Genomic DNA, 22775 nt, shown 5'->3' with positions numbered 1-22775 from the left:
TAATAGGACGTGTGAGCGCGGACTTTTATCACGGTGACAGGCCATCCGGAGCGGAGCGTGTCGTGGACGAGAACAGGGACCACCATGACGCCGCACCGGCCGATCTGCGATCCTGGCCGGACAATGGCCTGCCTGGTGGGGTGACGATGACGGATCTCGAACCGAGCGATGACGACGAATCCGGCGACTTCGCGGCCGTGGCCTACCGGGAAGAGGAACTCTGGGACGTCTACTGCCTCCCCGAGGCGATGACCCAGGACTTCCCCGGTCTGCTGCACGCGCTGCGACAACAGCCGAGCATCAGCGGTGCCATCGGACTCGTCTCGGTGGGCGACGACTTCTTCCTCATCGTTCGCGTCTACGGCCGAGACGATGTCAGCGTCTTCCTCTCCGATGTGACCGCTTCGATCGACTGGCCGGTGGCCCGGGAGGTCTTGGACTACCTGGAGATCGACGTCCCGGACGACGAGGACCTGGACCAGGTGCTGCCCGCCGGCGACCTGTCGATCCTGGCCGACCTCGGCATGGACGAGATGGAGCTCGGGGCGCTGGCCGGTGACCTCGACCTGTACCCCGACGAGGTCTTGGCGAGCATCGCGGAGCGGCTGGGATTCCAGCAGGCGTTCCAGCGTGCTCTGGACGGGATGGGGTAGGGATTCCTGCGGCTGGAACCGGGAGAGGACGGGAGCGGACGGTGCCGATCTTCTCGGTTCTCTTCTTCCGCGCGGCCGGCGTGTGGAGGGGAGAAGAGGTGGACCTGGCGGAGGCGGAGAGCATCGACGACATCGCCGATCTCATGCGTGATGTCGCCGCCGCCCATGACGCCGAGGCGGTCGAGGGAACCATGGTGTTGCTGATGGAGGCGGACGACGAGTGGTTCGGTGTCATCCGGGTGGATAACCATACCGATCCGCGCGTTTTCCTCTCCGATGTCCGCGTGATCGGCGAGTACCCCGTCGCGACCCTGCTGCTGGACAGCGGGAACGTCCACGCCCCGGAGGTGCCGGAGGGCACCGGCCAGCGTCCCTATCCCGATCCCGGCGGCGACGAGGATCTGCTGGCGGACCTCGGTACGTCGGGGAAGTCCCTGCGCTCGCTGGCGATCGGGGAGGGACGGCTGCCGAGCGACGTGCTCGCCGATCTCGCCGCGCGGGCCGGGTTCGCCGATGTGCTGGATACGCTGCGCGTATGAACACCACGGAACGGGTGATGGGGCGCGCGGAGATCGACGCGGCGCTGCGCCTCGCGCTGGCCGAAAGCGAGCTCACCTCCGGCAGCGAGGACGTTCCGGTGGGCGCTGTGGTGCTCGACTCCGAGGGCGTCCTCATCGGTTCGGGGCACAACGAGCGCGAGGCCGTCGGTGACCCCACCGCGCACGCCGAACTCATCGCGATCCGCGCCGCCGCCCGGCACCTGGGCGAATGGCGGCTGACCGGCTGCACCCTGGCCGTCACCCTGGAGCCGTGCACCATGTGCGCGGGCGGCATCGTGCAGGCGCGCGTCGGGCGCCTCGTCTACGGTGCGCGGGATGCCAAGGCAGGTGCGGTCGGCTCGCTGTGGGACGTGGTGCGCGACCGGCGCCTCAACCACCGTCCGGAGGTCATCCCGCCCGACCTTGTGAGCAGCGACATCGCGGAACGGTGCGGCGGAGTGCTGACTGAGTTCTTCTCACGGCGTCGTTTCAGGTAGACTCCTTCGCGGTGGATTCGCCTAGTGGCCGATGGCGCTCGCCTCGAAAGCGAGTAAGGGGCAACCCTTCGAGGGTTCGAATCCCTCATCCACCGCCTGTGTGGCCGCCCTGGTTCTCCAGGGCGGCCGTTTCATTTCACCGGAAGGCCGCGCTCGGGATCCGGCTTCCGCCCCGGTCCGCGATCAGCGCCGTGGCGAGTCGCGAACCTGTCGGGATCGACGCGTCGTCCGCCGTATCCGGGTAGGTAGATACCGGAAGGAAACGCATGAGCGAAGGGCCGCCGCCACCCGAACCGCCCCGGCCTCCGTTCGGACCGCGGGATCCGCAGGAGGAACCGCAGCAGGAATCGCCGCAGGGTCCGCAGGCTCCCCAGGGGCCCTACCAGGGACGTCCGCAGATGCGGCCGCCCCTTCCAGCGGATTCCGGCGGTCCTGGTGGGCAGGGCGGTCAGGCGGGACCGTCGGGCCCGGGCGGTGCGGGGGCTCCAGGTGGCCCCGGTGCTCCTTCCGGCCCTCCTGGGCCACCGCCCCCACCCGGCTGGTACGGCCCTTCGACACCGGGAGGCCAGGGCGGCTACGGAGGACCGGGAATTCCGGGCGGACCAGGCTGGCCGCCCATGCCCGGCGGGCCGGGGATGGGCGGGGAGTATCCCCCTCCGCCGAAGCGGACCGGCCTGTGGATCGCGCTCGGGGTGGGTGCGGTGCTCGTCGCGCTCACCCTCGTCGGTGTGGTGATCACCCTCGCGGTGACCGGCCTCTCCGACTCCCACGAGGCGGGTGGGCCGAGCTCGGAGAAGAGCGATGGCGGAAAGCCGTCCGAGGACGCCGACACCTCGGACACCGGCCCTGATCTCTCCCGCTACACGGGACCGGACGAGCCGACGAAGGTGAAGATCGGCTCCCCGCCCCACAAGCTCCCCAAGGACCCGTGCGCCGCGCTCTCCAAGGAGACCCGGATCGGCCTGGGCATCGACGGCGAGAAGGGCGAGGCCACGGAGACAGCGGGCAGCCTGTCGACCTGCAACTGGTACCACCTGGCCAGTGACGGTACGTTCCACAACGTCCGGATCACCTACACGCTGCCGCCGGACGACAGCACGTCGGTCTCCGATGCGGAGTACCTCTACGACTTCTACGCCGAGGAGGGCGTGGGCATCCTCGGCGACCGTGTCGAAGAGGAGAAGTCCGATGTGGGGGACGAGAGCATCGTCGTGCTGACCAAGATGGACGACGAGGGCCACCACGAGGCGACGGTGCTGATCCGCCAGGACAACATCATGGTCGAGGTGGACCGCGGGATTAGCCCCGACAGGTCGGACACCTCCGGGGACCCGACCATGGACTGGGCCGACGTCCAGAAGCTGATGCCCGAGCTGGGCCGTCAGGCACTCAACAACGTGGGGTGACCGGCCCGGGGCGACCGTTCGTAGTCGACGTGCCGGAGATCAGCGTCAAGTGAGATGGTTGACCGGTTTCATGCGGTTTTCCGGTCAACCCGCTCCCTGATCGCGGGGAGCTTGAAGTCGAAGGACGATATGAGCGACGACGCCCAGCCTCCGATGCCTCCGTCCCAGCCGCCGCCTGCGGCCGGTGGCCCGGGATACCCGCCGTACCCGGGCGGACCCGCGGGTGTCCCGCCCGGCGGGCCGGGGCATCCGCCCGCTCAGGGGTGGCCCGCACACCAGGGGTTCCCGCCGAGCGGTGCGCCCGTGCATGGCGGTCATGGCCCGCCCTTCGGGCCGGGTGGGCCCTATGGTCCCGGTGGGCCGGGAATGCCCGGTGGGTCTCCGCCTCCGCCCAAGAAGCGGACCGGTCTGTGGATCGGGCTCGGTGTCGGCGCGGTCGCCCTGGTCTTGGTGATCGTCGGCGGCATCGCGCTGGTGGCGCTCAACGGCTCCGAGGAACCCGCCGACCGAGGCGAGCCCCAGGCCGCGGACGGGTCCGATGGGAGGGGCGAGCCCACTGGCGGCGCGGCGGCGGAGGAAACCGAGCCCACCAAGGACGACCGGGACGGCGACGACTTCGCCCGCTATACCGGCCCCTCCACCCCGACCAAGGTCGACATCGGCTCCGGCCCCTACAAACGCCCGGGTGCGCACGACGTGTGCTCCGCCTTCACCGACGAAACCTTGGACGGACTCGGTATCGAGGAGGACGACGGCTTCAACGAGAACGAGAGCATCACGAGCTGCATCTGGAGCCGGCTGGCGGATGACGGGAGCTTCCACACCCTGGACGTCGAGTACTCGGTGCCGCCGGACAACGAAACGTCGGTCTCCCAGGCCAAGAGCATCTACAAGTTCTCGGCGGAGCGCGGCATCGGCATCATCGGCGAGCGGGTCAAGGAGAAGAAGGTCGACATCGGCGACGAGAGCCTGGTCGTCCTCACCGACATGCCCGGCAGCTCCGCCCATAAGGAGGCGACGGTGATCGTTCGGGTGGAGAACATGATCGTGGAGATCCGACGCGGCATCAGGCTGTCCAGCGACGAACCGGACGACGCGTCCGTCATGGAATGGGACGACGTCCAGAAACTCATGCCGGAACTGGCCCGCCAAGCGGTCAACCACCTGGACTGACGTCTCTCCTCATCCTCTTCTGGGGAACCCGGTCCCTCGGCGCCGGTGATCCGGCTCCGAGGGACGGGGCGATCTTACGTCGGCAGAACGGTCGGGGGTGACCGTCCGTGGCCGATGTGTCGAACATTGCCGTCGAGTGAGATGGTTGACCGCTTTCATGCGGTTCTCTGGTCAACCCGCTCCCTGTTCGCGGGGAGCCGTCGAGTCGAAGGACGATATGAGCGACGACGCCCAGCCTCCGATGCCTCCGTCCCAGCCGCAGCCTGCGGCCGGTGGCCCGGGATACCCGCCGTACCCGGGCGGACCCGCGGGTGTCCCGCCCGGAGGGCCCGGCTATCCGCCGGGTCAGGGGTGGCCCGCACACCAGGGGTTCCCCCAGGGCGGGCCGCCGACCGGGCCAGGCGGCCCCTATGGTCCCGGTGGGCCGGGAATGCCCGGTGGGTCTCCGCCTCCGCCCAAGAAGCGGACCGGTCTGTGGATCGGGCTCGGTGTCGGCGCGGTCGTCTTGGTCTTGGTGATCGTCGGTGGTGTCGTCTTCGTGGGCATGTTGGGCGATGACGGTTCGGACCAGGACGAGGCGCCGGTGGCGGCCAAGGAGCGCGACTCCGAGGACAAAGCCAAGGCCGACCGTGAGGAAGAGAAGGACCCGGCGGACTCCGGTCGGGACCCCGAATCGCAGCTGAACGGAGCGGACGGGTTCTCCACCTACCGGGGGCCCGGCGAGCCCACGAAGGTCGACATCGGCTCGGCGCCCCACGGTGTTCCCGACGACGCCTGCGCGGCCTTCACCGATGAGACCCTGGCCGGACTGGGGGTCGAAGGCGACGGCAGCAACGTGGACATCGGCGACTCCGTGTCCTGCCGCTGGATGAACGCGGCTGCCGACGGCACCATGCACACGCTGAAGGTCGAGTACTGGGTGCCCCCGGGCGACCCGGAGTCGACCAGCAAGGGCAAGCGCGTCTACGAGTTCAAGGAGGCCGGGATCGCCACCCTCGGTACCCGGCTGGAGGAGGACTCGCTCGACGTTGGCGACGAGGGGAAGCTGGTCCTCGCGGACAGCAGCCTGGAGGAGGGCCAGACGGAGGCGACCGCCCTGGTCCGCAAGGACAACATCGTCATCGAGATCGCCCGCGGCGTCCGCACGGACAGCGGCGACCCGGGGCTGGACTACGCGGACGTCAAGGTCCTCATGCCGGAACTCGCCCGTCAGGCGCTCAACAACGTCAAGTGACACCCGGACCCGCGGAACGCCGATGGCCGAGCGCGTAGTGGGCCAAAACATTGCGAACGGCCGGGGAGCCCGTCTCCCCGGCCGACGCGGTCCGGATGCGGCGCTCCGTCAACCGCGATCCTCCTGCGCTCCTTCGCTCCTTGGGATCACTCGCCCACCAGTCGGCGCAGCCACTGCAGCCGGGCGGCTCGGGCCGCCTGGGAGATCGCGGCCTCGGGAGCGATGGCGTCGAAGGAGTGGAAGCCGCCGGGCCATACGTGCAGCTCGGCTCGGCCCCCGGCGAGCCAGATGCGGGACGCGTAAGAGACGGCCTCGTCGCGGAAGGTTTCGGCCGAGCCGACGTCGATGAAGGCCGGAGGCAGTCCGGAGAGGTCCGTGGCCCGGCCCGGTGCGGCGTAGGGCGGCACACCGTCGGTCCCGCGTCGCTCCCCCAGCAGCGCGTTCCACCCGATCGCATTGGCGTTCCGGTCCCACAGGTCGTGGCCGACCATCTGGTGCGCGGACGGTGTGTCGTTCCGGTCGTCGAGCATCGGGCAGATGAGGACCTGGCCGAGCAGCTCTGGTCCCCCGCGGTCGCGGGCCAGCAGGGTCGTGGCCGCGGCGAGGCCGCCGCCCGCGCTGGATCCGGCCACGATGACGCCGCTGGCCTCGCCGCCGATCTCCTCGGCGTGCGCAGCCGTCCACAGAAGTCCCGCGTAGCAGTCCTCGACCGGTGCCGGGTGGGGGTTTTCCGGCGCGAGGCGGTAGTCGACCGACACCACCGTCATGCCTAGTTCCCTGGCCCATTCCACGGGCCGCTCGGTGCCGAACTTGTGGCTGCCCATCACCATGCCGCCGCCATGGATGGAGTACACGACGGGCCGCGGCCCCCGCACCCGCCTGGGGCGGAGGATGAGCAGGCCGACGTCGGGCGCCTCGGAGGGGCCGGGGACGAACCGCTCCTCGACGTCGAAGTCTCCTCCGGAGCTCAGCTCATCCAGTGACGGTTCCAGTTGGGCGATGCTCTCCCGCTGGGCGGCGGTCTCCTCGGCGGTGAGTTGTGCCGATAGGGCGTCTCCCATGCGATTCAGAGCGGCGGCCAGCTCCGGGTCGAATGGTGGGGGCGGGGGCGTCATCGGTCCTCCTCGTGCGGTGCATCTGCCCCGGCAGACCGTGGGGCAAGAAGACGATCATCGCCGCCCCGAGGCCCGAATGTCCTCCCATTTTCGGGTGACATGTCTCTGCCGCCCGCTGCGGTCTCCCCCCGAAGGCGGATGGGGACGGCGGTACGACGGTGGCCCGAACCCCACCCCTGGTTCGGGCCACCGAATCGCCAGCGCGCGTTCGTAGGCGGCGCTATCGCCGCGGTTACGCGAACGCGCTGTGTCCGGTGATGGCCTTGCCGACGATCAGGGTGTTCATCTCTCGCGACCCCTCGAACGAATACACGGCCTCGGCGTCGGCGAAGAACTTGGCGATCTCGTAGTCCAGGACGATGCCGTTGCCGCCGAACAGCTCCCGCGCCCACGCGACGCACTCGCGCATCCGTGTGGTGGTGAACGCCTTGGCCAGGGCGGCCTGCTCGGCGCTCCCTTCACCCGCGGCGACGAGCTGGTTGAGTCGCACCACCACGCCGAACATGGCGGTGACGTTGCCGAGCATCTTGACGAGCAGGTCCTGGATCATCTGGAAGCCGCCGATGGGGCGGCCGAACTGCACGCGCTCGACGGCGTACTGGCGGGCCAGCTCGTAGGCGCGCACCGCGACCCCCAGCGCCTGCCACGCCACACCGCCGCGGGTACGGGCCAGGACGGCCGCGGTGTCGCGGAAGGTGTTGATGCCCTGCAGCCGGTCGGCCTCGGGCACCCGCACCTCGTCGAGCACGATGTCGGCGTTCTGCACGGTGCGCAGCGCGATCTTGCCCTCGATCTTGGTCGCGGTGAAGCCGGGGGCGCCCTTGGGCACGACGAACCCCTTGACGGTGTTGTCGGCCGTATCGCGTGCCCAGACCATGACGAGGTCGGCGAAGGTGCCGTTGCCGATCCACCGCTTGGCGCCGTTGAGGATCCAGGTGTCGCCGTCGCGCCGCGCGGTGGTGCGCATGCCTCCGGCGACGTCGGATCCGCCCTCCGGCTCGGTCAGCGCGAAGGCTCCGATCTTCTTCATCGCGGCCATGTCCGGCAGCCACCGGTCGCGCTGCTTCTGGCTGCCGCCACCGTGGATGCTGCCCATAGCCAGGCCGGTGTGGACTCCGGCGAAGACCGCCAGCGACGGGTCGATCCGGTTGAGCTCCATGGAGAGGAATCCGGAGAACAGCTCGCCTCGCGGGCGGCCGTCGCCGTATTCGGGGTAGCTGTATCCGGGCAGTCCGAGCTTGGCGAACTTCTCGATCACCTCGAAGGGGAACTCGGCCCGGTCCCACGCGGCGTTGGCGAGCGGCTTGATCTCGCTCTCCAGGTAGTCGCGGACGGCGGCGAGCTCGGTACGTTCGGCGTCGCTGAGCAGGTCGGCGAAGCCGAAGAAGTCGGATGCCGGGTTAGCGGGTTTGGGCATGGTGGGACTCCTTAGACAAGGAAAAAGCGAAGAGAATGGTGGGCGAGACGCTCGGGACTCATGAAGGACGCGCACGCGGGCGGCTTCGGCATCCCGAGCGGTTCTGCGCTGGGTCAGCCCTGTTCGGCCCGGTGCAGCGCGTCGTTCACGGCGAGCTGTTTGCGGTCGCGCAGCGCCGCACGCGTCCAGTAGGCGTCGGGGCCGTTCCCGTAGGCGGCTTCGATCTGGTTGACGAGCGTGTCGACGGCGGCGTCGTCCAGTTCCGGACGGCCCAGGCCCTGCCAGCCCTGCGCCAGGCCCTTCCCGAGGTGCTCCATCATGTGCCGGATGCCGCCGGGGCCGCCGCCGAGGTGGAAGCTCTCGAAGGGGCCGATGGTCGCGTACCGTCCGCCCAGCGACGCCTTCATCACCGTGTCGAGCTCGGCGGCGTCGACCACGCCTTCGAGCACCAGATGGATCGCCTCCTGGAGTACCGCGCTCTGCAGACGGTTGGCCACGAACCCGGGGATCTCCTTGCGCAGCCGCACCGGTGTCTTGCCCAGCGACCGGTAGAAGGCCGTGGCCGTCGCGACGGTGTCGTCCGCGGTGCGCTCCCCCGGCACGATTTCCACGAGCGGGACCGTGTGCGGCGGGTTGAAGGGGTGCGCCACCAGCATCCGCGCGGCGGCGTCGTCGGACAGGTCGGCGGCGATGCTCGACGCGACGATGCCGGAGCTGGACGTGGCCAGTACGGACTCGGCCGGGGCGTGGCGGGCGATGTCGGCGAAAAGTCCCCGCTTGAAGGCGACGTTCTCGGGGCCGTTCTCCTGCACCAGGTCGGCCTCGGCGACCGCCTCCGCGAGGTTGTGCGTCGTGCGGATGCGGCCGCGCAGCTCCTCGACGCCGCTTCCGGGCAGTCCGTCGGCGAGCGCCGGAAGCGCGTCGTCGAGAGCCTGGTCCAGATCCGCGCGGGGGTCGGTCACGACCACGTCGAGGCCGTTGGCGGCGAACAGCGCGGCCCACGACAGCCCGATGGTTCCCGCCCCGACGACCGCGACGGTCCGCTGCGGGCGGGGCCCCGCCGAGTACCCGCTGTCGGGCGCTGTGCTGGCAGTGCGGCCTGCGCCCGGGAGGTCGCGGTGGGAGTTCTGGGTTATTGGCATGGCGCGTCCTCCTTGGCGGTTCCGGGACGTTCGGCCAGGTAGTCGTGGACGGGAACGGCCGGGGCCAGCGTGAGGTCGGTGATGATGTGGCTGGCGGAGACGACCTCGCGGACCGGAAGGTCGGCCAGCGGGGCCAGGACGTGCTCGAAGAGCTGCAGCCGGGCGGGGCCGGTGTACGCCTCGGTGACCACGAGGTCGGTGATCCGGGTGCGGACGAGTTCGCAGACGCGCGGGGCGCCGTCATAGCCCGGGACGGTCTTGAGCATGAAGGTGGGGACGGCGATCTCCTCGCGGGCGAGGTCCGGGTCGAGCGGGTGGTGCTTGTAGCCCATCGTCGCCGTGGCCACGCGCACGCTCCCGTAGTCGAGCGTCCCCACCAGCGCGGCGTGGTCGGGGTAGAGGGCGGGTGTGCCCATGACCTTCGGGTAGGCGCTCACCTCGCGACCCGCGGCGGTGGCCGGGAAGTTGTCCAGGTACATCGCGTGCAGGTACTCGCCGCGCTCGCCGCCGAAGTCCACGGGGATCGCCTGCCCCGCCTCGACGTAGGGGCCGTAGGCGGTGACGTCGCCCATCTTCATCACCTCGAACCGCACCAGCGGTTCGGCGATGCGCAGCGGCTCGGGCACCACGGCGCGCAGCACCTCGGGGTCCGTGCGGTACACGATGTTGAGGTACTCGCGGTTGGTGAACCTGGCCGCGGCGGGTGGGTAGGCGGGAGCCGTGAGTGGCGTTCCGACGCTCTGCAGAATCTGTTCGCGGTTCACTGTCCGGTCCATTCCGGGGTGCGCTTCTCGGTAAAGGCGCGCACCCCTTCGGAGAAGTCGGCCGAGCGGAGCAGCGCGCCCACTTCGGCGGTCTGTGCGGCGAAGGAGTCGGCTTCCGTGCTTCCGTCGGAGAGTCGGACGACCCGCTTCACCGCGGCCAGTGCCAGGGGCGCGCTGTGCGTGATCTCCTCGGCGAGGTGCCGGGCGGCCGCCAGTGCGCCGCCGTCGGGGCCGAGGCGGTTGACGATGCCGAGGTCGCGGGCGCGTTCGGCGGTGATGGTCTGGCCGGTCAGCAGCAGTTCCATCGCCACGTGGTGGGGGATGCGTTTGGGCAGCCGCACCACGCCTCCGCCGCCCGCGATCAGCCCCCGCTTGACCTCGGGCAGGGCGAAACGAGCCCCTTCGGCGGCGACGACCAGGTCGCAGGCGAGGGCGAGCTCGAACCCGCCGCCCATGGCGTACCCCTCGACGGCGGCGATGAGCGGCTTCGCCGTTTGGGCTTCGGCGAGCCCGGCGAAGCCCTTGCCGGGGACGTTTACCTGCTCGCCGCTCGCGGCGGCTTTGAGGTCCATACCGGCGCAGAAGGAGCCACCCGCGCCGGTGAGTACGCCCACGCGCAGTTCCGGATCGTTCTCCAGCCGGTCGACCGCGGCGGCGATGCCGGTGGCGACCGCCGCGTTCACCGCGTTGCGGGCTTTTGGCCGGTCGATCGTGATGACGAGGACGCCGTCGGCGCTCTCGGTCCGGACGACGGGCGTCGCGGTATCGGTGGTCGCGCTCATCGGAGGTCTCCTTCCGCGGCCATGTCGCTGGGACGGCGGGTGCCGCCGTTGGTGAGCTCGGTCAGCACCTCCTCTGTGTGCTCGCCGGGCAGGGGCGCGTGCCGGCGCACGGCGGCGGGGGTGGCGGAGAACGCCATAGGCACGCCGACAACGCGGTAGGCGCCCTCGCTCGGGTGTTCGGCGACATCCAGCAGTCCGCCGCCCTGGACGTAGGGGTCGTCGGCCGCCTCATCCAGCCGCAGCACGGGCCCGGCCGGGATGCTGTGCTTGGCGCAGACCTCCATCCACTCCGCTGTGGTGAGCTGCGGGGTCACCGACTCCATCAGCTCGACCAGGGCTTCGCCGTCGCGGTTGGCGTCGATGACCGTGCTGTTGAGCCGCGGGTCCTCGGCCAGGTCGGCGCGGCCCGCCGCGGTGAAGAGGTCGCGGAAGTTCTGCGGGCTGTAGGGCATGATCATCGCCAGGCCGTCCTTGGTCGGCCGGGCCCGGTGCCCCTTCACCATGGACAGGGGGAAGCCGGTGTCTCCCATCGGCGGCTCGAACACCCGGCCCTGCAAGTGCTCGACCAGGTTGAACGCCAGCAGCGTGTCGGCCATCGGCACTTCGACGTGCTGCCCTCGCCCGGTCGCCCGCTGGTGGACGAGCGCGGCCAGCGCGCTGTAGACGATGGTGAGCGCGGCGACCTTGTCGGCGAAGATGCTCGGCAGGACGACGGGCGCGCCCACGTCGCCCGCGCGCTGTGCCAGGTCTAGGAGGCCGGAGGCGGCCTGGATGGTCTCGTCGTAGGCGGCGAGGCCGGCCCGGTCGGAGTCGGAGCGGAAGCCCTGGGCGTGGACGTAGACCAGTCGGGGATTGGCCGCGGAGAGGCTGTCGAAGTCCATGCCCAGACGGCGCAGGGCGCCAATGCGCATGTTGGTGATCAGGATGTCGGCGCCGCCGATCAACTCCAGCGCCTGGGCGCGTCCGGCCTCGTCCTTCAGGTCGAGGGCCACGCTGCGTTTGTTGCGGTTGACGTTGAGGTTCAGCGGCGTCATCCCGGGCGTGCGGTGCAGCGGGCCGTTCCTGACCGTGTCGTTCGGGGATTCGACCTTGATGACGTCGGCGCCGAGGTCCCCGAGGATCTGGGCGGCGTAGGGCCCCATCACCACCGTGGCCATGTCGATGACGCGGACCCCGGCCAGCGGGCCGGACGACCCACGGGCAGCGGGCTGCTCGGCCGATTCTTCTGCGGATTCCATTACCACTCCATTGCCGAAAAAGGGAATGTACGAGGGGGGTGTTTTGGGGCGCATGAAAAACACTATTGCGGCGCGGGGATGAGATACAAACCAGTGGTGACACCAATAAAAGAAAAACGGCGTGACCGCGATGGTCACGCCGTTCTTGTTATCCGCGCGAAGGGGGGAACGGGATTGCTATTCGACGGGCTCGGAGAACATCGACTGCGCCTCTCGCACCAGCTGATGCAGGTCGCCGCCTAAATCAGCCCTGTCGCGGCGCCAGATCAGGCCGGTCGGCAGCGCTGGAGCGAAGTCCCGGAACGGCACCACGACGCACGGCCCGGCACCGTAGTATCCCGACCTGACAGCGGGGTCGCCGGTGTCGCCATTCGCGGCGTCGCGTCCCGCCCGGAGGAGGGTGATCGAGAATGCCGATCCATTCGCCACCATCTCGCGAACGCTCGCATAGTCACCGATGTTGAGGGTCACCTCTTTGCGGATCCCCGCGGCCCTCAGTCGGACCTTGAGCTGTTCGAAATACGTCGGCAGTGTTCCGGGGGCAGAACACACATAGGTGTGATCGGTGAGTTCGTTGAGCGATACCGAACTCCGCGAACCGAATTCCGCGGAGGGAAGAAGCGCGCCCAGGGGCTCGTGCATGAGCTCCAGCACCTCGATCCGATCGGCGTGCACGGGCAGGTGCACCAGCGCCATGGCCAGGTCACCGCGCTGCACCGCGGCCACGAGGTTCGCACTGTTCCCGGGCCAGCGCTTGACGTCGAACTCTTGCGCACAGCGCTCTTCGAGCCGCGTCAGCTGCTCCCGCAGACCCGGGTGCAGGGCGGGGGTGACGCCCACGTACGCGGTCTTGCGCTCCAAGCACATCTCCTGGCGCAACCGCCAGGGGATGTCGTCGAACCGGCCCACCACGTCCTTGGCGACCGGCAGCAGCGCCGCACCGGCACGTGTCAGCTCGACATGGTGGGAGTCCCGCTCGAAGAGCCGCTGGCCGAGTTCGTGTTCGAGATCCCGTACCCGCTGGCTCAGCGGCGATGTCGCCATGTGGAGCTGTCGTGCGGCTTTGGAGAAGCTGAGATGCTCGGCGACCGCCATGAAGTAGCGCAGGTGGAAGATCTCCATCGGTCACAGCCTATGCGCGTCCGCGGTGGTCACCGCCGATGCCCGGGCGGTTGGCGACCAATGGCGCGGCCGGGGGTCAGCGTCGCGCGGATTTCGGGCCGCTCTTGGCGATGAGGTCGGTGCTTCCGCGACGGGTCTGTCCTGGCCGGAGGCGGATGTACGGAACGGCGCTGGAGCACACCGCCGCCGCGGAAAGTGATCACGCCCATGGTGGTGCCGTGCGGGGCCGCCAGCGCGTGGCCCCGCCGTCCGCGCGATGGTCCGGAGCTCGGCTTCCAGGTCGGGGCGGGTGTACCGCGGTCCTCAGGCCGGATCGCGGTTGGCCGGCGTGGTGGAGGCGATCAGTTGGTCGACGACGTCGGAGAAGCTGGAGCGGCGGCGGTAGGCGACGCGCTGGCGGTCGGCTCCGTTGCCGCCGACGCGCAGTCGCGACCATCCGTCGGATACGAGTGCGAGGCTGCCCTGGTCGCGCAGAGCGGGCCGAATCCACGTCAGCAGCTGATCAACCCGCGCCGCCGCCGGAATCAGCCGGCCGGTCGACAGGTCAACACTCTGTCCCACCAGTCCGTCGCGTGCGGCGCGCCAGCAGGCCGCGCGCAGGATCTCCGGCCGCGGACGCGGTGCCGGTTCCCTGGCGTCGATCATCGCCAGCGCGGTCGCGACCATGGCTCTGACGATGGCGGAGAGCAGGAGAGTCTCGTCCGCGGTCGCGGGAGCGTCGGCGACGCGGACCTCCAGGGTCGGCACGTGGTTGGAGGGCCTGAGGTCCCAGTAGAGGCCGGCACGGTCCATGATGGCGCCGGCATCGAGGACGCGGCCGATGAGGTCGTCGAAGTGCGCGGCGGACTCGAAGTACGGCGGCGGGCCGGCCACCGGCCAGCGTGCCAGGGTCATCGTGCGCCAACTCGCATAGCCGGTGTCCCGGCGCGCCCAGTAGGGCGAGTTGGCCGTCAGGGCGATGAGGACCGGGATCCAGGGGCGCATGTGGTTGCTGACCTGGAGGGTCCGGTCCAAATCGGGCATGCCGATGTGGATATGGCAGGCGCAGGCGGTCTGCTCGTCGTCCAGGGCACGGAAGGTCGCGAAGCTCTGCGCGTACCGAGGCCCCTCCGAGATGGGCGGGGGAACCGACTGCCCGAGGATCGGAGCCCCGCTTGAGATGATGCGCAAGCCGTGCCGTCCGGCAGCGCCCGCGACGGAGGCGCGCATCGACCGGATCTGCTCGCTGAGGCCCTCTAGCGCGGTATGCGGTTCGGTCCGTGCCTCGACCTGGTAGCGGGTCAGTTCGGTGCTGACCCGGTGGCCGAGCCCGGACGAGGATGCCTGCGCCACCACCCTCGGGCCGTAGGGGCTCACCTCGCGCGTCACCGGATCGACCAGCAGGTACTCCTCCTCTACCCCCACCGTCAGCGAGTCCGCCGTCACCGGTGTGGTGGGGTGCCGGTCGCGGTCGGTGGGAAGGCGGTTGTTCGCGTCTGCGGTGGCATCGGTTTCGCTATCCACAGTGATAATAATTTCACGAAATGTGATCAAAGTGCAGGGCATAACGGACCCCGATTGCCCTGCCGAGGGCGGCGAACGCGTGTGAGCGGATGCCAGCGGCTGGCCGTCGGCGATGGCCCGGCAGCCACAACCGCCGCCGCCGTGCTGGCGCGGCCAGGATCCGAGGTGACGCTCTAGGAGCGTGGACAGCCTCCCCGGCATGACATCGGGGGCCGTGTTTCCCCGGTCGCGGGGCGACTGAGGCTGGAAGCGAGACCACAAAACGACGAAGGCCCGAACCACGCACCTGGTTCGGGCCTTCGTTCTGCCTGCTTGAGGCTGGCGGAGGATACGAGATTCGAACTCGTGAGGGGTTGCCCCCAACACGCTTTCCAAGCCCGTTGACGTCCGTTCAGGCGTGGTCAGTGGCGTGTTGACCGGGCTTTGCGAGTAGAAGCGGGACGCTGCCGAACCCCATTGAACCCCCGCGAATGAGACTGGAAATGAGACTGTCGGGCGCGGCCTCAGGTCGCTTCTGAGCAGCAGATTCCGGCCCCAACGTTGGACCTTGAGGATGCGGGTTCGGCGCACAAGTGAGCCGAACCCGGCCACTCCCAAGGCATCACGGCCCGCGGCTGCCAATCGGGTTACGCGACCGCTGCCCGTTCCGCCAATGCGACGAGTTCTCGCGGCGGACGATGGCCAGAGAGCTGCAGCAGATCCCGGATCGCCTGACGGGCGAGGGCATGCGCGCGGATCTGCTCCGGCGCTAGCTTTTCGCTCTCCAGGAGAGCGTTGAGAGCCTCCCCCACCTGGCGGCGCTGAAGGTGAGCGCGCGCCGTGTCCAGGAGGAACCGGCCACGTCGTTCCGGTGAGAGCCGAGAGGTGTCGAGACCTTCAGCCAGTTCTAACGCCATGCCCGCGTCCCCGAGGTCAACCGACGTGCTGACGGCGTGGATCTCCACGTTCGTAGGGCCGAACTCGGTCTCCCAGTCGTTTCGGTCTTCACCGATCTGGCCCGCGATCTCACGAGCCTGGTTGATCCAGCGGTGCGTCGCGGCTCGGTCACCCTCGCGAGCACTGATGACCGCCTGTACCAAGTGGAAAGCTCCGTAGAGGGACAATCCTTCGACACTCAGAGTGCCGCCTTCAGCCTGCCGCTGCAGCACATCGATCGCCCCCTGAGCAGCCTTTTCCGCCTGCATCGGGGTCTGAATTCGCAGGAAGGTATGGGCGAGCCGAAAGACACCGGCGACGACTTCGAGCGGCTCTCCGGCGCGTTCCGCTGCCTGGATCGCCCGGTCGGCGGCAACCCATGCGGCGTCGGGCTCATCCTGACGCGCCAGCGTGGCCGCAGCGGCCTGGTAGGCGCGAGCAAGCAGAGTATGGATCTCGTCCGTGCTGTCCGGCTGCCGGACGCGGCTCTCCAATTCGGGCAGCAGCTTGGACAGCTCGTCGCTGAGTTCCCCGTAGGCGGCGCGGTGAGCCAGAGCCCAAACGTGGTCAACTCGCTGGTGAAGCGACTCCACCGGCGTTTCCCCGCCGGTCGGACCATCCCCGAAGAGAGTGCCCAACGCCGGATGCCCCGTCAGTGCCAGCCTCACCCCGTCAAGGTCGTTAGTGGGAGTCGCCTGAGGTTCCGCAGGTGCTTCGGCGGAGTCGGCGCGAAGTTCGCCGATCGACACCCCGAGTGCCCTGGCCATGGCCTGCAAGACAGACAACCGATCAAGCGGGTGTACGCCTCGCTCTACCTGGGACACCCAAGATTCGGAGCGGCCCATCTCGGCAGCCAGCTCCTTCTGGGACATGCCGCGCTCCTTGCGGAGAGCCGCGATCCGGCGCCCCAGCGGCATGCGCTCATCGCCCATCTACCTCGTATCCCTTCCCCGTGATTGCCGCGAGTCGGTCCACCTCGAAGCGCTCGACGTACTGTTCCCGCTGTTCCAAGAAGCGGAGTACGTGCTCCTGGCGCTCGTGCTCTTCGAACGCTGCTTCGTCTCGGTATAGCTCGTAGAACACACGCTCGTTGGGTCGGCCGGTGACGGTGTGGGTCACGTACACAAGGGTCCCCGGCTCCCTGGCGCGGATCTGCTCCACGGTCTCTTCGACCAGGCGATCGAACGCGGTTTCGGTGCCGTCTCGCAAGAAGAAGCGAACCGCGAGGCCGAACGGCTGGGGCATGACGCACTCCTCAATCCTCAGTCAGGTTGCTACCTTCACGAATCCTATTGGACGCAGAAAATTTGCGACTCTCGCTTGACTCGCAGATTTATTGCGGCTTACTGTCGAGGTCCGCGAACGTCCGCGAACTCGCGTGAACGTCGCCGTTGGTCTGGCAATGAGGAGCTGCATGTCATGACTGTTATTGCTGAACACCGTCCGGTATCCGTTCCCGAACCCCGTTCGCCCCACGACGACCACCGCACCGTCGATACCTCCCACCTGCACTTCGGCGAACTGACTGTGGCACTGGCCGCATCCGACATGCCGGTTCTGAATGACGGAGCCCCGGTGTCCGTCGACCAGATCTCCCAGTGGGCGCGCCAGGGCCTGATCCGGCTCGGGGAACCGCTGGTGACCTGGATGAGCTACCTCACGCGCGCCCGCTCTGCTGGCGGCCCTGTCGAGTGGCGCCACACCCGCGAGTACCGCGACATCTGGGGAAGCGATCGCCGCGAACAGATCGCGAGCAACCTCGCCTTCCGCTACCTGAATTTCCGCCCTGGCCCCTGGCCCAGCGGCCACCAGCTAGCTCCGCGTGAAGCCCGCGTGCTGCGACGGTTCACCGCCCGCCTGGACGACGGCACGCGAGTGTTCACCGGCCCGGCCGACGACGCCGGCACTCCCGTCACCACGCCCTGGTCGCACTCCGGGGTGTCGGATGTCTGGCAGCTACCCGACGAGGTGATCGCGGTCGCCCTGGCCGCGTCCGACATGCCCGCGCTTGCCCCGGGCGGTGGCGACGAGGAAGTGGGCACCACCCACACCGCTGAGGGCCGGATCGAGGACATCGCCGCGTGGACCCGCCAGGGTCTGGAGCGCGTAGGCGGCGAACTGGCCGCATTCGTCCTCGCCTACCGCGCCCGCGACCTCAACCACTCTCACCACTGGAACACCATGACCAGTCGGGCACGGGCCGAGTTCACCCACATCTGGGGCAGCGACGAGCGCCAGGAACAGGCATGGTCCCTGGCTTACGACGGGTTGGACCGCTTGGAGGTGGCCGTGAACCCGCTGCCCGACGAACTCGACATCTTCCACCGGACCCTGATCCGCACGGCCCTGGGAAACCACTGGCTGGCCGACCGCCAGTGGCACCTGTAGCGACGCCCCCGGCGCGGCGCCTGACTCGCCAAAGCTGCCGCCGCGCCGGGGCACCCGATCCCCTTTCAACATGAGGAGAAGTGCTCGTGAACGTCATAGTCAACTCCCGCACCCCCGCGCCCCCCACGCCCGTCACCCAGCAGCGGTCCGCCCGCGTTCTGGTGACTCTGCTGGGTGCCGACCTGCCCGCAGCTTGCTGGGACATCAGTGCCGTGCTGCCCGATCGGCTCGACGGCATGCTGCCCGAGGATGACCGGGCTGGGCTCACGCAGTGGGCGGCCGCGTTCGGCGCCGACATCGACTGGCAGCGTCACGGCGGGCGCTACCCGCGCACCACGTTCACCATTAACGAGGTGACGGTGAACGTGTGGGCACCGATGGCCGACACCCAGGCCACCCCCACCGTTGCGACGGGCCAGGCCGGGAACCCCACGTCCATCCCTGACGACACCACCCAGGCCTGCCCGGAGATCGCGCACCACCCCGAGCGCGCCAGCGACGGGGGTGGCCGCTCATGACGACCCAGTTCGAAGCCGTCCCGCTGGTGCGGCTGACGCGTTCGCTCCCGATGGGCATGCTTGCCCTGGTCGTGGTCGCCTTAATGGCGGGGTTGGGGCTGCGCCTGGCTGGTGTGCTCCTGGTACCCACGGCCGTGCTGTTCGCTCAGGCCGCCGCTGCGCTCAACGAGCGGTTCGAACAGCCGCACCTGGCCCTGGTCCTGGCCGTGGTTCTGGGTGTGTTGAAGCTGCTCAGTCTCGCCCTGGTGTGGGGTATTCGCGCCAGCGACCGCACCGCCGCCGCTCTGGTGGACAAGGTAGGTGCGCGGCGATGACCCCCACGGAACCCGAAGAGCTGCAGAAGCTACGCGAGCGGCTGTCGCGGCGCGAGGGCCGTGCCCGGGTCCGCTCCCAGGTACGCGCAAAGCGGGCGCGGCGTCGCGCCGAACAGCGCCGTGAGGCGCTTCGGCGTGGTGCCCAGCTGGCGGGAGAGACGGCCCGTATTCGTCACGAGATCTCCCAGTCCGGGGAGGCCCGCGCGATGCGCGTGGAGCGCACGCGCGCTCTGGCCCTGGCCGTGATGCTGCCGGTGCTCATCGCCTTCGGAGCTTGGTCGGCAGCCGGAGTTCAGGCCGGGATGGTCAACCTGCTGGGTCTGGCCGACGACAGTGCGGCCGCGTATGCGGCGTGGCTGGTTGAACCGGCCTTGCTGGGGATCGTGGCCGGGGTGATCCTGATCCGCGCCCGATTGCAGAGCGCGGGCGGTGACCTCGATGAGCGCGCTACCCGTATCGAGGTCGGCGCCTTGGCGACCTCGATCGTGCTGAACATCGCCGGGCACTGGCCCGACGCGTTGGACGGCGCGGCACTTGCGGCGCTGGCCGGACACACGCTCGGCCCTCTCGGAGCGGCCAGCTCCGCCTACCTCATCAGCGTGGTTCAAGACGGTGTGGCCAACGCCGATCCGTGGACGCTCAAGGACGGCTCACCCGCTCCCTCGCTTGCCGACACGAGCACTTCTGACAGGGCTGCCGAGAGCGCTTCGGAAGAGGGTGCCCCGGCCGCTGCCGAGGACTCCGACGAGCGTGGCGGAACCGTTGCGGACCACGCGGCACCGACGCCTAAAACAAACGCTTCCGAAGAGCCTCAGCGTTCAATGCCTGACCAGGCAGGACAGGCCAGCTCGGAAGTGGCCGCCAGTGGCGCCCGCAACGCTGCTCACAAGCCGCGTTCGGACAAGGGCACCAGGTTGCCCAAGGCGCTCAAGACCGGTTCTGAGAAGTCCTCGCGAGCGCTCTCCGATGAGGACTTGGCCGTGCTGCTGGAGACGGCCATCGAGGATTCGGGACTGGATCGGGAGCCCTCGGTAGCCGCTGTTCAGAAGTGCCTGTCCATCGGGTTCGAACGCGCCAAGAGGGTCCGGGCGATGGTCTTGGGCGAGCGCGCGAACCCGGCCGCCGCTCCGGTCCTCACCCCGCGGGGAGGTGCCTAGCCGTGCCCAAGCTGCCCAAGAGGCTGCCGGAACAGCTGCGTGGCCTGGCTCGCGCCGCACGTGCGGCCGGGTGGCGCATCGAGCGGCGCCGCTCCGGCCACCTGGCGTGGATCCCTCCGCGCGGACCGCGCCTGTTCACCTCTAGCACGCCCTCCGACCGCCGCAGCGTGCGCAACGACGTGGCCATGTTGCGGCGGGCCGGACTCTCCGACTCACCCGCCAAGCGCGGCTCACGCCGCACCGACACCTAACCCACGCGGCCGGTGCCCCTGCTGTGCGCCAACACCCCGGGACACCGGCCGCACCCCCAACCCAATGGAGGTCCTTCCAGGATGAGTGAGAACACGCCGCGAAACGAACACGGGGATGCCGAGGTCATCGACTTCCCCACCATGGTCCCCCTGCCGCAGGAAGTCCGTGAGGGGCAGGAGAACACCCCGGACAGTGGCAAGCCCCCGACGTCCGAACGCGTGACCCACGACGACGCGGCCGACGATGCGGGGGAGGAAGCCCCTCCGGTGCGTGTCGATGCCCAGCTGGACGCCTACCGTGCCCAGGGCGCGGACTTCCTCGCCGAGCTGGCGGAGCGCGCTCAGTCCCAGCGTCCGATCGTGCCCGCCTGGGCGCACTCCAAGGAGGAGGCCGCCCACACCCTGCGGTGGGTGGTGGCCTACTACGCCCACGTGGCCGCCTACCAGGCCACCCGGTCGCCGAAGTACCTGCTCAAGCTGGCCGCACGCACGCCCCGAGGTACCGTCCGAGCGGTCGGCGGCTTCACCCGATGGGTCCTGGACTGGGAAGGAGAGGGCGCCCGCGTCGAAGCGGCCAAGCGCAACGACGCTGAGACCTACCTCAAGCTCTCCCGGCAGCGGGACCGGCGAGTCCGCGCCCGCGCGATCGTCGCCGTGCTGGTGGCCATCACCCTGCTCATCGCCGCCATCCTGGTGGCAGGTGCCCCCACCTGGGCACAGTGGAGCACCCTCGCGGGGCTGGTGATCCTGCTGGGCTTGATCGGCGCTCCGGCCGACCGGCCGCTGATTGACCGGGCCGCGCTACCCCAGCAGGTCGCCAAGCTCGACAGTGACGTGGTGGTGCGTGCCTTCGGCGCGATCGGCATCTCCGCGATCACCCAGGCCCAGGCCAAGGGCAAGGACGGCATCACGTTCGCGTCTGCCATCACCCGTGACGGTCCCGGATGGCGTGCCGACATCGATCTGCCCATCGGGGTCACCGCCGCCGATGTGATGGAGCGCCGCGCCCGGCTGGCCTCAGCGCTCCGTCGCCCGCTGGGGTGCGTGTGGCCCGAGGGCGACCCCGGCGTACACGAGGGCCGTCTCGTGCTGTGGGTCGGTGACCGGGACCTGTCCAAGCGCGGGTTGTTGACGTGGGCGCTGGCCAAGACCGGGCGGCATGACTTCTTCGCCCCGGTGCCGTTCGGGGAAGACCCGCGCGGCCGGGCGGTGGGCGTGCCGCTGTTCCAGCACAACGTGCTGATCGGCTCCCTGCCCGGACAGGGCAAGACCGCTGCGGTGCGGGTGCTCACCGGCGGGGCCGCGCTGGATCCCAGCGTGCAGCTGTGGCCCCACGAGCTGAAGGGCTCCGGCGACCTGGACCCCTATGAGCGCGTCTCCCACCGGTTCGTCTCCGGTATCGATGACACCTCCATCGGCTATGCCGCCGAATCCATGCGGCTGCTGCGTGAAGAGGTCATGCGACGGGCGCCCGCGCTGAAGAAGCTGCCCCGCGACATCTGCCCGGACAAGCGCATCACCCGCGACATCGCCGACAAGCGCTCTGTGGGACTGTTCCCCCTCGTCGCGATCTTCGATGAGTGCCAGAACCTGTTCGCCCACCCCTTCTACGGCGCCCAGGCCGGAGAGGACGCGGAGTTCATCATCAAGGTCGGCCGGGCGCTGGGGGTGGTGCTGATCCTGGCCACCCAGCGCCCCGACAAGGACAGCCTGCCCACCGGCGTGTCGGCCAACGTGTCGGTCCGGTTCTGCCTCAAGGTCGGCGGCCAGGTCGAAAACGACATGATCCTGGGCACCTCGTCGTACAAGAACGGGATCCGCGCCACGGTGTTCCGGCCCGAGGTCGACGCCGGTAACGGCTACCTGGTCGGAGTCAACGCCACCCCCACCGTGGTCCGCACCGCCTACCTCGACCAGGTGGCCACCGACCAGGTCGCACAGCGCGCCCACGCTCTGCGCACCGCCGCCGGGACCCTGACCGGTATCGCTGCCGGCCAGGACAGCGCCCCCGTAACGCAGGTGGACCTGCTGGCCGACATCTGTGCGGTGGCGCCGGTCAGCGACGGCAAGGTGTGGTCGGAAACCGTCGTGGACCGCCTGGCCGAACTGCGTCCTGACGCCTACGGGGCCTGGGCAGAGCTGGAAGCCGACGCCAAGGCCAACCAGCTGGCCGCCGCGCTCAAGCCCTACGGCATCTCCACCATCCAGATCGGGCGCCGCATCTCCGGCAAGGTCGTCAACCGGCGCGGCATCGACCCCGCACCCATCGCCGCCATGGTCACTCAGCGCAACAAGGGTCGGTCGGGCGGCTGACTCCGAGCGGGTGGGGCGCTAGCGGACGGACCTGCTAACGCTAGCACCCGCGCTAGCGCCCCAATCTCGTGATCACCAGGGCGTTCACCTGCTAGCGCCCACCTGGAACGACCCTGCGAAACCTTGACTGGAGGCCTCCATGACCCCCCTTGCCGGGCTGCTATCCCTCACAGCCCTTGTTGTAACTCTCGGTTACATCGGCGTGTGCGTCGCATCCCCGTTCGGGCCGTGCCGCTGGTGCCGACCGGCGCACCGTCACACCTGCCGGGCCTGTCACGGCACCGGACTCCGCGCCCGCCTGGCCTGGCGCCTGTGGCGTCACATCCGCGAACTG

Annotated in this window: 22 protein-coding genes and 2 tRNA genes; 13 read left to right on the top strand and 11 right to left on the bottom strand. The window is 69.4% G+C overall.

The genetic code is table 11. The annotated features are described in order from the left end of the window. Positions 1-146: 146 nt before the first annotated feature. From ABD259_RS01610 to ABD259_RS01580, 7 genes are all read left to right on the top strand, one after another. Complete coding sequence (locus ABD259_RS01610; protein ID WP_344107628.1) at positions 147-653, top strand: tRNA adenosine deaminase-associated protein; 507 nt, start codon at positions 147-149, stop codon at positions 651-653. Positions 654-694: 41 nt separating this feature from the next. Beyond that, positions 695-1192 (top strand): tRNA adenosine deaminase-associated protein, encoded by a 498-nt coding sequence (locus ABD259_RS01605; RefSeq protein ID WP_344107573.1) that lies wholly within the window; start codon positions 695-697, stop codon positions 1190-1192. Continuing rightward, the gene (locus ABD259_RS01600) at positions 1189-1689 is read left to right on the top strand and encodes a nucleoside deaminase (protein ID WP_344107571.1); all 501 of its coding nucleotides are present in this window, start codon (positions 1189-1191) and stop codon (positions 1687-1689) included. Before ABD259_RS01605 ends, ABD259_RS01600 begins: the two co-directional genes overlap by 4 nt. Positions 1690-1699: 10 nt before the next feature. Continuing rightward, positions 1700-1784 (top strand) — tRNA-Ser (locus ABD259_RS01595). Between the two features lie 522 nt (positions 1785-2306). Further along, the gene (locus ABD259_RS01590) at positions 2307-3095 is read left to right on the top strand and encodes a DUF3558 domain-containing protein (protein ID WP_344107569.1); all 789 of its coding nucleotides are present in this window, start codon (positions 2307-2309) and stop codon (positions 3093-3095) included. Between the two features lie 366 nt (positions 3096-3461). Beyond that, positions 3462-4268 carry a hypothetical protein gene (locus ABD259_RS01585; RefSeq protein WP_344159648.1) on the top strand — a complete coding sequence of 269 codons (807 nt, stop codon included), beginning with the start codon at positions 3462-3464 and terminating at the stop codon, positions 4266-4268. A gap of 430 nt (positions 4269-4698) precedes the next feature. Next, positions 4699-5502, top strand: coding sequence for a hypothetical protein (locus tag ABD259_RS01580; RefSeq protein WP_344107565.1), 804 nt, complete (start codon positions 4699-4701; stop codon positions 5500-5502). 146 nt (positions 5503-5648) lie between these two features. Here the strand turns inward: ABD259_RS01580 and ABD259_RS01575 are convergent, their stop codons facing one another. The 11 genes from ABD259_RS01575 to ABD259_RS01525 all read right to left on the bottom strand — a co-directional run bounded on the left by ABD259_RS01575 (position 5649) and on the right by ABD259_RS01525 (position 16745). Further along, the gene (locus ABD259_RS01575) at positions 5649-6617 is read right to left on the bottom strand and encodes an alpha/beta hydrolase (protein WP_344107563.1); all 969 of its coding nucleotides are present in this window, start codon (positions 6615-6617) and stop codon (positions 5649-5651) included. A 232-nt stretch (positions 6618-6849) separates the two neighbouring features. Further along, complete coding sequence (locus ABD259_RS01570) at positions 6850-8034, bottom strand: acyl-CoA dehydrogenase family protein (RefSeq protein WP_344159645.1); 1185 nt, start codon at positions 8032-8034, stop codon at positions 6850-6852. A gap of 113 nt (positions 8035-8147) precedes the next feature. Continuing rightward, on the bottom strand, positions 8148-9176 hold the full coding sequence (locus tag ABD259_RS01565; RefSeq protein ID WP_344159643.1) for a 3-hydroxyacyl-CoA dehydrogenase NAD-binding domain-containing protein: 1029 nt from the start codon (positions 9174-9176) through the stop codon (positions 8148-8150). After that, a complete protein-coding gene (locus tag ABD259_RS01560; RefSeq protein ID WP_344107557.1) occupies positions 9167-9952 on the bottom strand; it encodes an acetoacetate decarboxylase in 786 nt (261 codons plus the stop codon). The genes ABD259_RS01565 and ABD259_RS01560 overlap by 10 nt, the downstream gene beginning before the upstream one ends. After that, positions 9937-10722 carry a crotonase/enoyl-CoA hydratase family protein gene (locus ABD259_RS01555; protein ID WP_344107555.1) on the bottom strand — a complete coding sequence of 262 codons (786 nt, stop codon included), beginning with the start codon at positions 10720-10722 and terminating at the stop codon, positions 9937-9939. The genes ABD259_RS01560 and ABD259_RS01555 overlap by 16 nt, the downstream gene beginning before the upstream one ends. Continuing rightward, entirely contained in the window at positions 10719-11960 is a 1242-nt protein-coding gene (locus ABD259_RS01550) for a CaiB/BaiF CoA transferase family protein (protein ID WP_344159641.1), read from the bottom strand. The genes ABD259_RS01555 and ABD259_RS01550 overlap by 4 nt, the downstream gene beginning before the upstream one ends. A gap of 177 nt (positions 11961-12137) precedes the next feature. Continuing rightward, positions 12138-13082: a LysR family transcriptional regulator gene (locus tag ABD259_RS01545; RefSeq protein WP_344107551.1), complete on the bottom strand. Its 945-nt coding sequence runs from the start codon at positions 13080-13082 to the stop codon at positions 12138-12140. Between the two features lie 303 nt (positions 13083-13385). Then, the gene (locus ABD259_RS01540) at positions 13386-14585 is read right to left on the bottom strand and encodes a carboxylate-amine ligase (RefSeq protein WP_344107548.1); all 1200 of its coding nucleotides are present in this window, start codon (positions 14583-14585) and stop codon (positions 13386-13388) included. A gap of 319 nt (positions 14586-14904) precedes the next feature. Beyond that, positions 14905-15051 (bottom strand) — tRNA-Ser (locus ABD259_RS01535). Positions 15052-15211: 160 nt separating this feature from the next. Further along, on the bottom strand, positions 15212-16417 hold the full coding sequence (locus ABD259_RS01530) for a helix-turn-helix domain-containing protein (protein WP_344159742.1): 1206 nt from the start codon (positions 16415-16417) through the stop codon (positions 15212-15214). 4 nt (positions 16418-16421) lie between these two features. Further along, positions 16422-16745, bottom strand: a complete 324-nt coding sequence (locus tag ABD259_RS01525; RefSeq protein WP_344159638.1) for a putative quinol monooxygenase — start codon at positions 16743-16745, stop codon at positions 16422-16424. A 174-nt stretch (positions 16746-16919) separates the two neighbouring features. Here ABD259_RS01525 and ABD259_RS01520 point away from each other — a divergent pair, with 174 nt between their 5' ends. From ABD259_RS01520 to ABD259_RS01495, 6 genes are all read left to right on the top strand, one after another. Beyond that, a complete protein-coding gene (locus tag ABD259_RS01520; RefSeq protein ID WP_344159635.1) occupies positions 16920-17888 on the top strand; it encodes a hypothetical protein in 969 nt (322 codons plus the stop codon). 86 nt (positions 17889-17974) lie between these two features. Beyond that, positions 17975-18406 carry a hypothetical protein gene (locus ABD259_RS01515; RefSeq protein ID WP_344159633.1) on the top strand — a complete coding sequence of 144 codons (432 nt, stop codon included), beginning with the start codon at positions 17975-17977 and terminating at the stop codon, positions 18404-18406. Next, positions 18403-18720: a hypothetical protein gene (locus ABD259_RS01510; protein WP_344159631.1), complete on the top strand. Its 318-nt coding sequence runs from the start codon at positions 18403-18405 to the stop codon at positions 18718-18720. The genes ABD259_RS01515 and ABD259_RS01510 overlap by 4 nt, the downstream gene beginning before the upstream one ends. Then, positions 18717-19877, top strand: coding sequence for a hypothetical protein (locus ABD259_RS01505; RefSeq protein ID WP_344159629.1), 1161 nt, complete (start codon positions 18717-18719; stop codon positions 19875-19877). The genes ABD259_RS01510 and ABD259_RS01505 overlap by 4 nt, the downstream gene beginning before the upstream one ends. A gap of 2 nt (positions 19878-19879) precedes the next feature. Then, on the top strand, positions 19880-20128 hold the full coding sequence (locus ABD259_RS01500) for a type II toxin-antitoxin system HicA family toxin (protein WP_344159626.1): 249 nt from the start codon (positions 19880-19882) through the stop codon (positions 20126-20128). An 81-nt stretch (positions 20129-20209) separates the two neighbouring features. Continuing rightward, on the top strand, positions 20210-22441 hold the full coding sequence (locus ABD259_RS01495; protein WP_344159623.1) for a cell division protein FtsK: 2232 nt from the start codon (positions 20210-20212) through the stop codon (positions 22439-22441). Positions 22442-22775 lie beyond the last annotated feature (334 nt).

Origin of the sequence: Nocardiopsis rhodophaea, from assembly GCF_039530945.1 — a bacterium.
Lineage (GTDB): Bacteria > Actinomycetota > Actinomycetes > Streptosporangiales > Streptosporangiaceae > Nocardiopsis_C > Nocardiopsis_C rhodophaea.
The sequence above is the reverse complement of the archived record's forward strand: the minus strand, read 5'-3'. Positions and strand labels throughout refer to the sequence as shown.

Coding starts and splice junctions, on each gene's coding strand:
- ABD259_RS01610 (WP_344107628.1), top strand. CDS start 147: ATGACGGATCTCGAACCGAGCGATGACGACGAATCCGGCGACTTCGCG.
- ABD259_RS01600 (WP_344107571.1), top strand. CDS start 1,189: ATGAACACCACGGAACGGGTGATGGGGCGCGCGGAGATCGACGCGGCG.
- ABD259_RS01590 (WP_344107569.1), top strand. CDS start 2,307: ATGCCCGGCGGGCCGGGGATGGGCGGGGAGTATCCCCCTCCGCCGAAG.
- ABD259_RS01585 (WP_344159648.1), top strand. CDS start 3,462: ATGCCCGGTGGGTCTCCGCCTCCGCCCAAGAAGCGGACCGGTCTGTGG.
- ABD259_RS01580 (WP_344107565.1), top strand. CDS start 4,699: ATGCCCGGTGGGTCTCCGCCTCCGCCCAAGAAGCGGACCGGTCTGTGG.
- ABD259_RS01575 (WP_344107563.1), bottom strand. CDS start 6,617: ATGACGCCCCCGCCCCCACCATTCGACCCGGAGCTGGCCGCCGCTCTG.
- ABD259_RS01570 (WP_344159645.1), bottom strand. CDS start 8,034: ATGCCCAAACCCGCTAACCCGGCATCCGACTTCTTCGGCTTCGCCGAC.
- ABD259_RS01565 (WP_344159643.1), bottom strand. CDS start 9,176: ATGCCAATAACCCAGAACTCCCACCGCGACCTCCCGGGCGCAGGCCGC.
- ABD259_RS01560 (WP_344107557.1), bottom strand. CDS start 9,952: ATGGACCGGACAGTGAACCGCGAACAGATTCTGCAGAGCGTCGGAACG.
- ABD259_RS01555 (WP_344107555.1), bottom strand. CDS start 10,722: ATGAGCGCGACCACCGATACCGCGACGCCCGTCGTCCGGACCGAGAGC.
- ABD259_RS01550 (WP_344159641.1), bottom strand. CDS start 11,960: ATGGAATCCGCAGAAGAATCGGCCGAGCAGCCCGCTGCCCGTGGGTCG.
- ABD259_RS01545 (WP_344107551.1), bottom strand. CDS start 13,082: ATGGAGATCTTCCACCTGCGCTACTTCATGGCGGTCGCCGAGCATCTC.
- ABD259_RS01530 (WP_344159742.1), bottom strand. CDS start 16,417: ATGCCGCTGGGGCGCCGGATCGCGGCTCTCCGCAAGGAGCGCGGCATG.
- ABD259_RS01525 (WP_344159638.1), bottom strand. CDS start 16,745: ATGCCCCAGCCGTTCGGCCTCGCGGTTCGCTTCTTCTTGCGAGACGGC.
- ABD259_RS01520 (WP_344159635.1), top strand. CDS start 16,920: ATGACTGTTATTGCTGAACACCGTCCGGTATCCGTTCCCGAACCCCGT.
- ABD259_RS01510 (WP_344159631.1), top strand. CDS start 18,403: ATGACGACCCAGTTCGAAGCCGTCCCGCTGGTGCGGCTGACGCGTTCG.
- ABD259_RS01505 (WP_344159629.1), top strand. CDS start 18,717: ATGACCCCCACGGAACCCGAAGAGCTGCAGAAGCTACGCGAGCGGCTG.
- ABD259_RS01495 (WP_344159623.1), top strand. CDS start 20,210: ATGAGTGAGAACACGCCGCGAAACGAACACGGGGATGCCGAGGTCATC.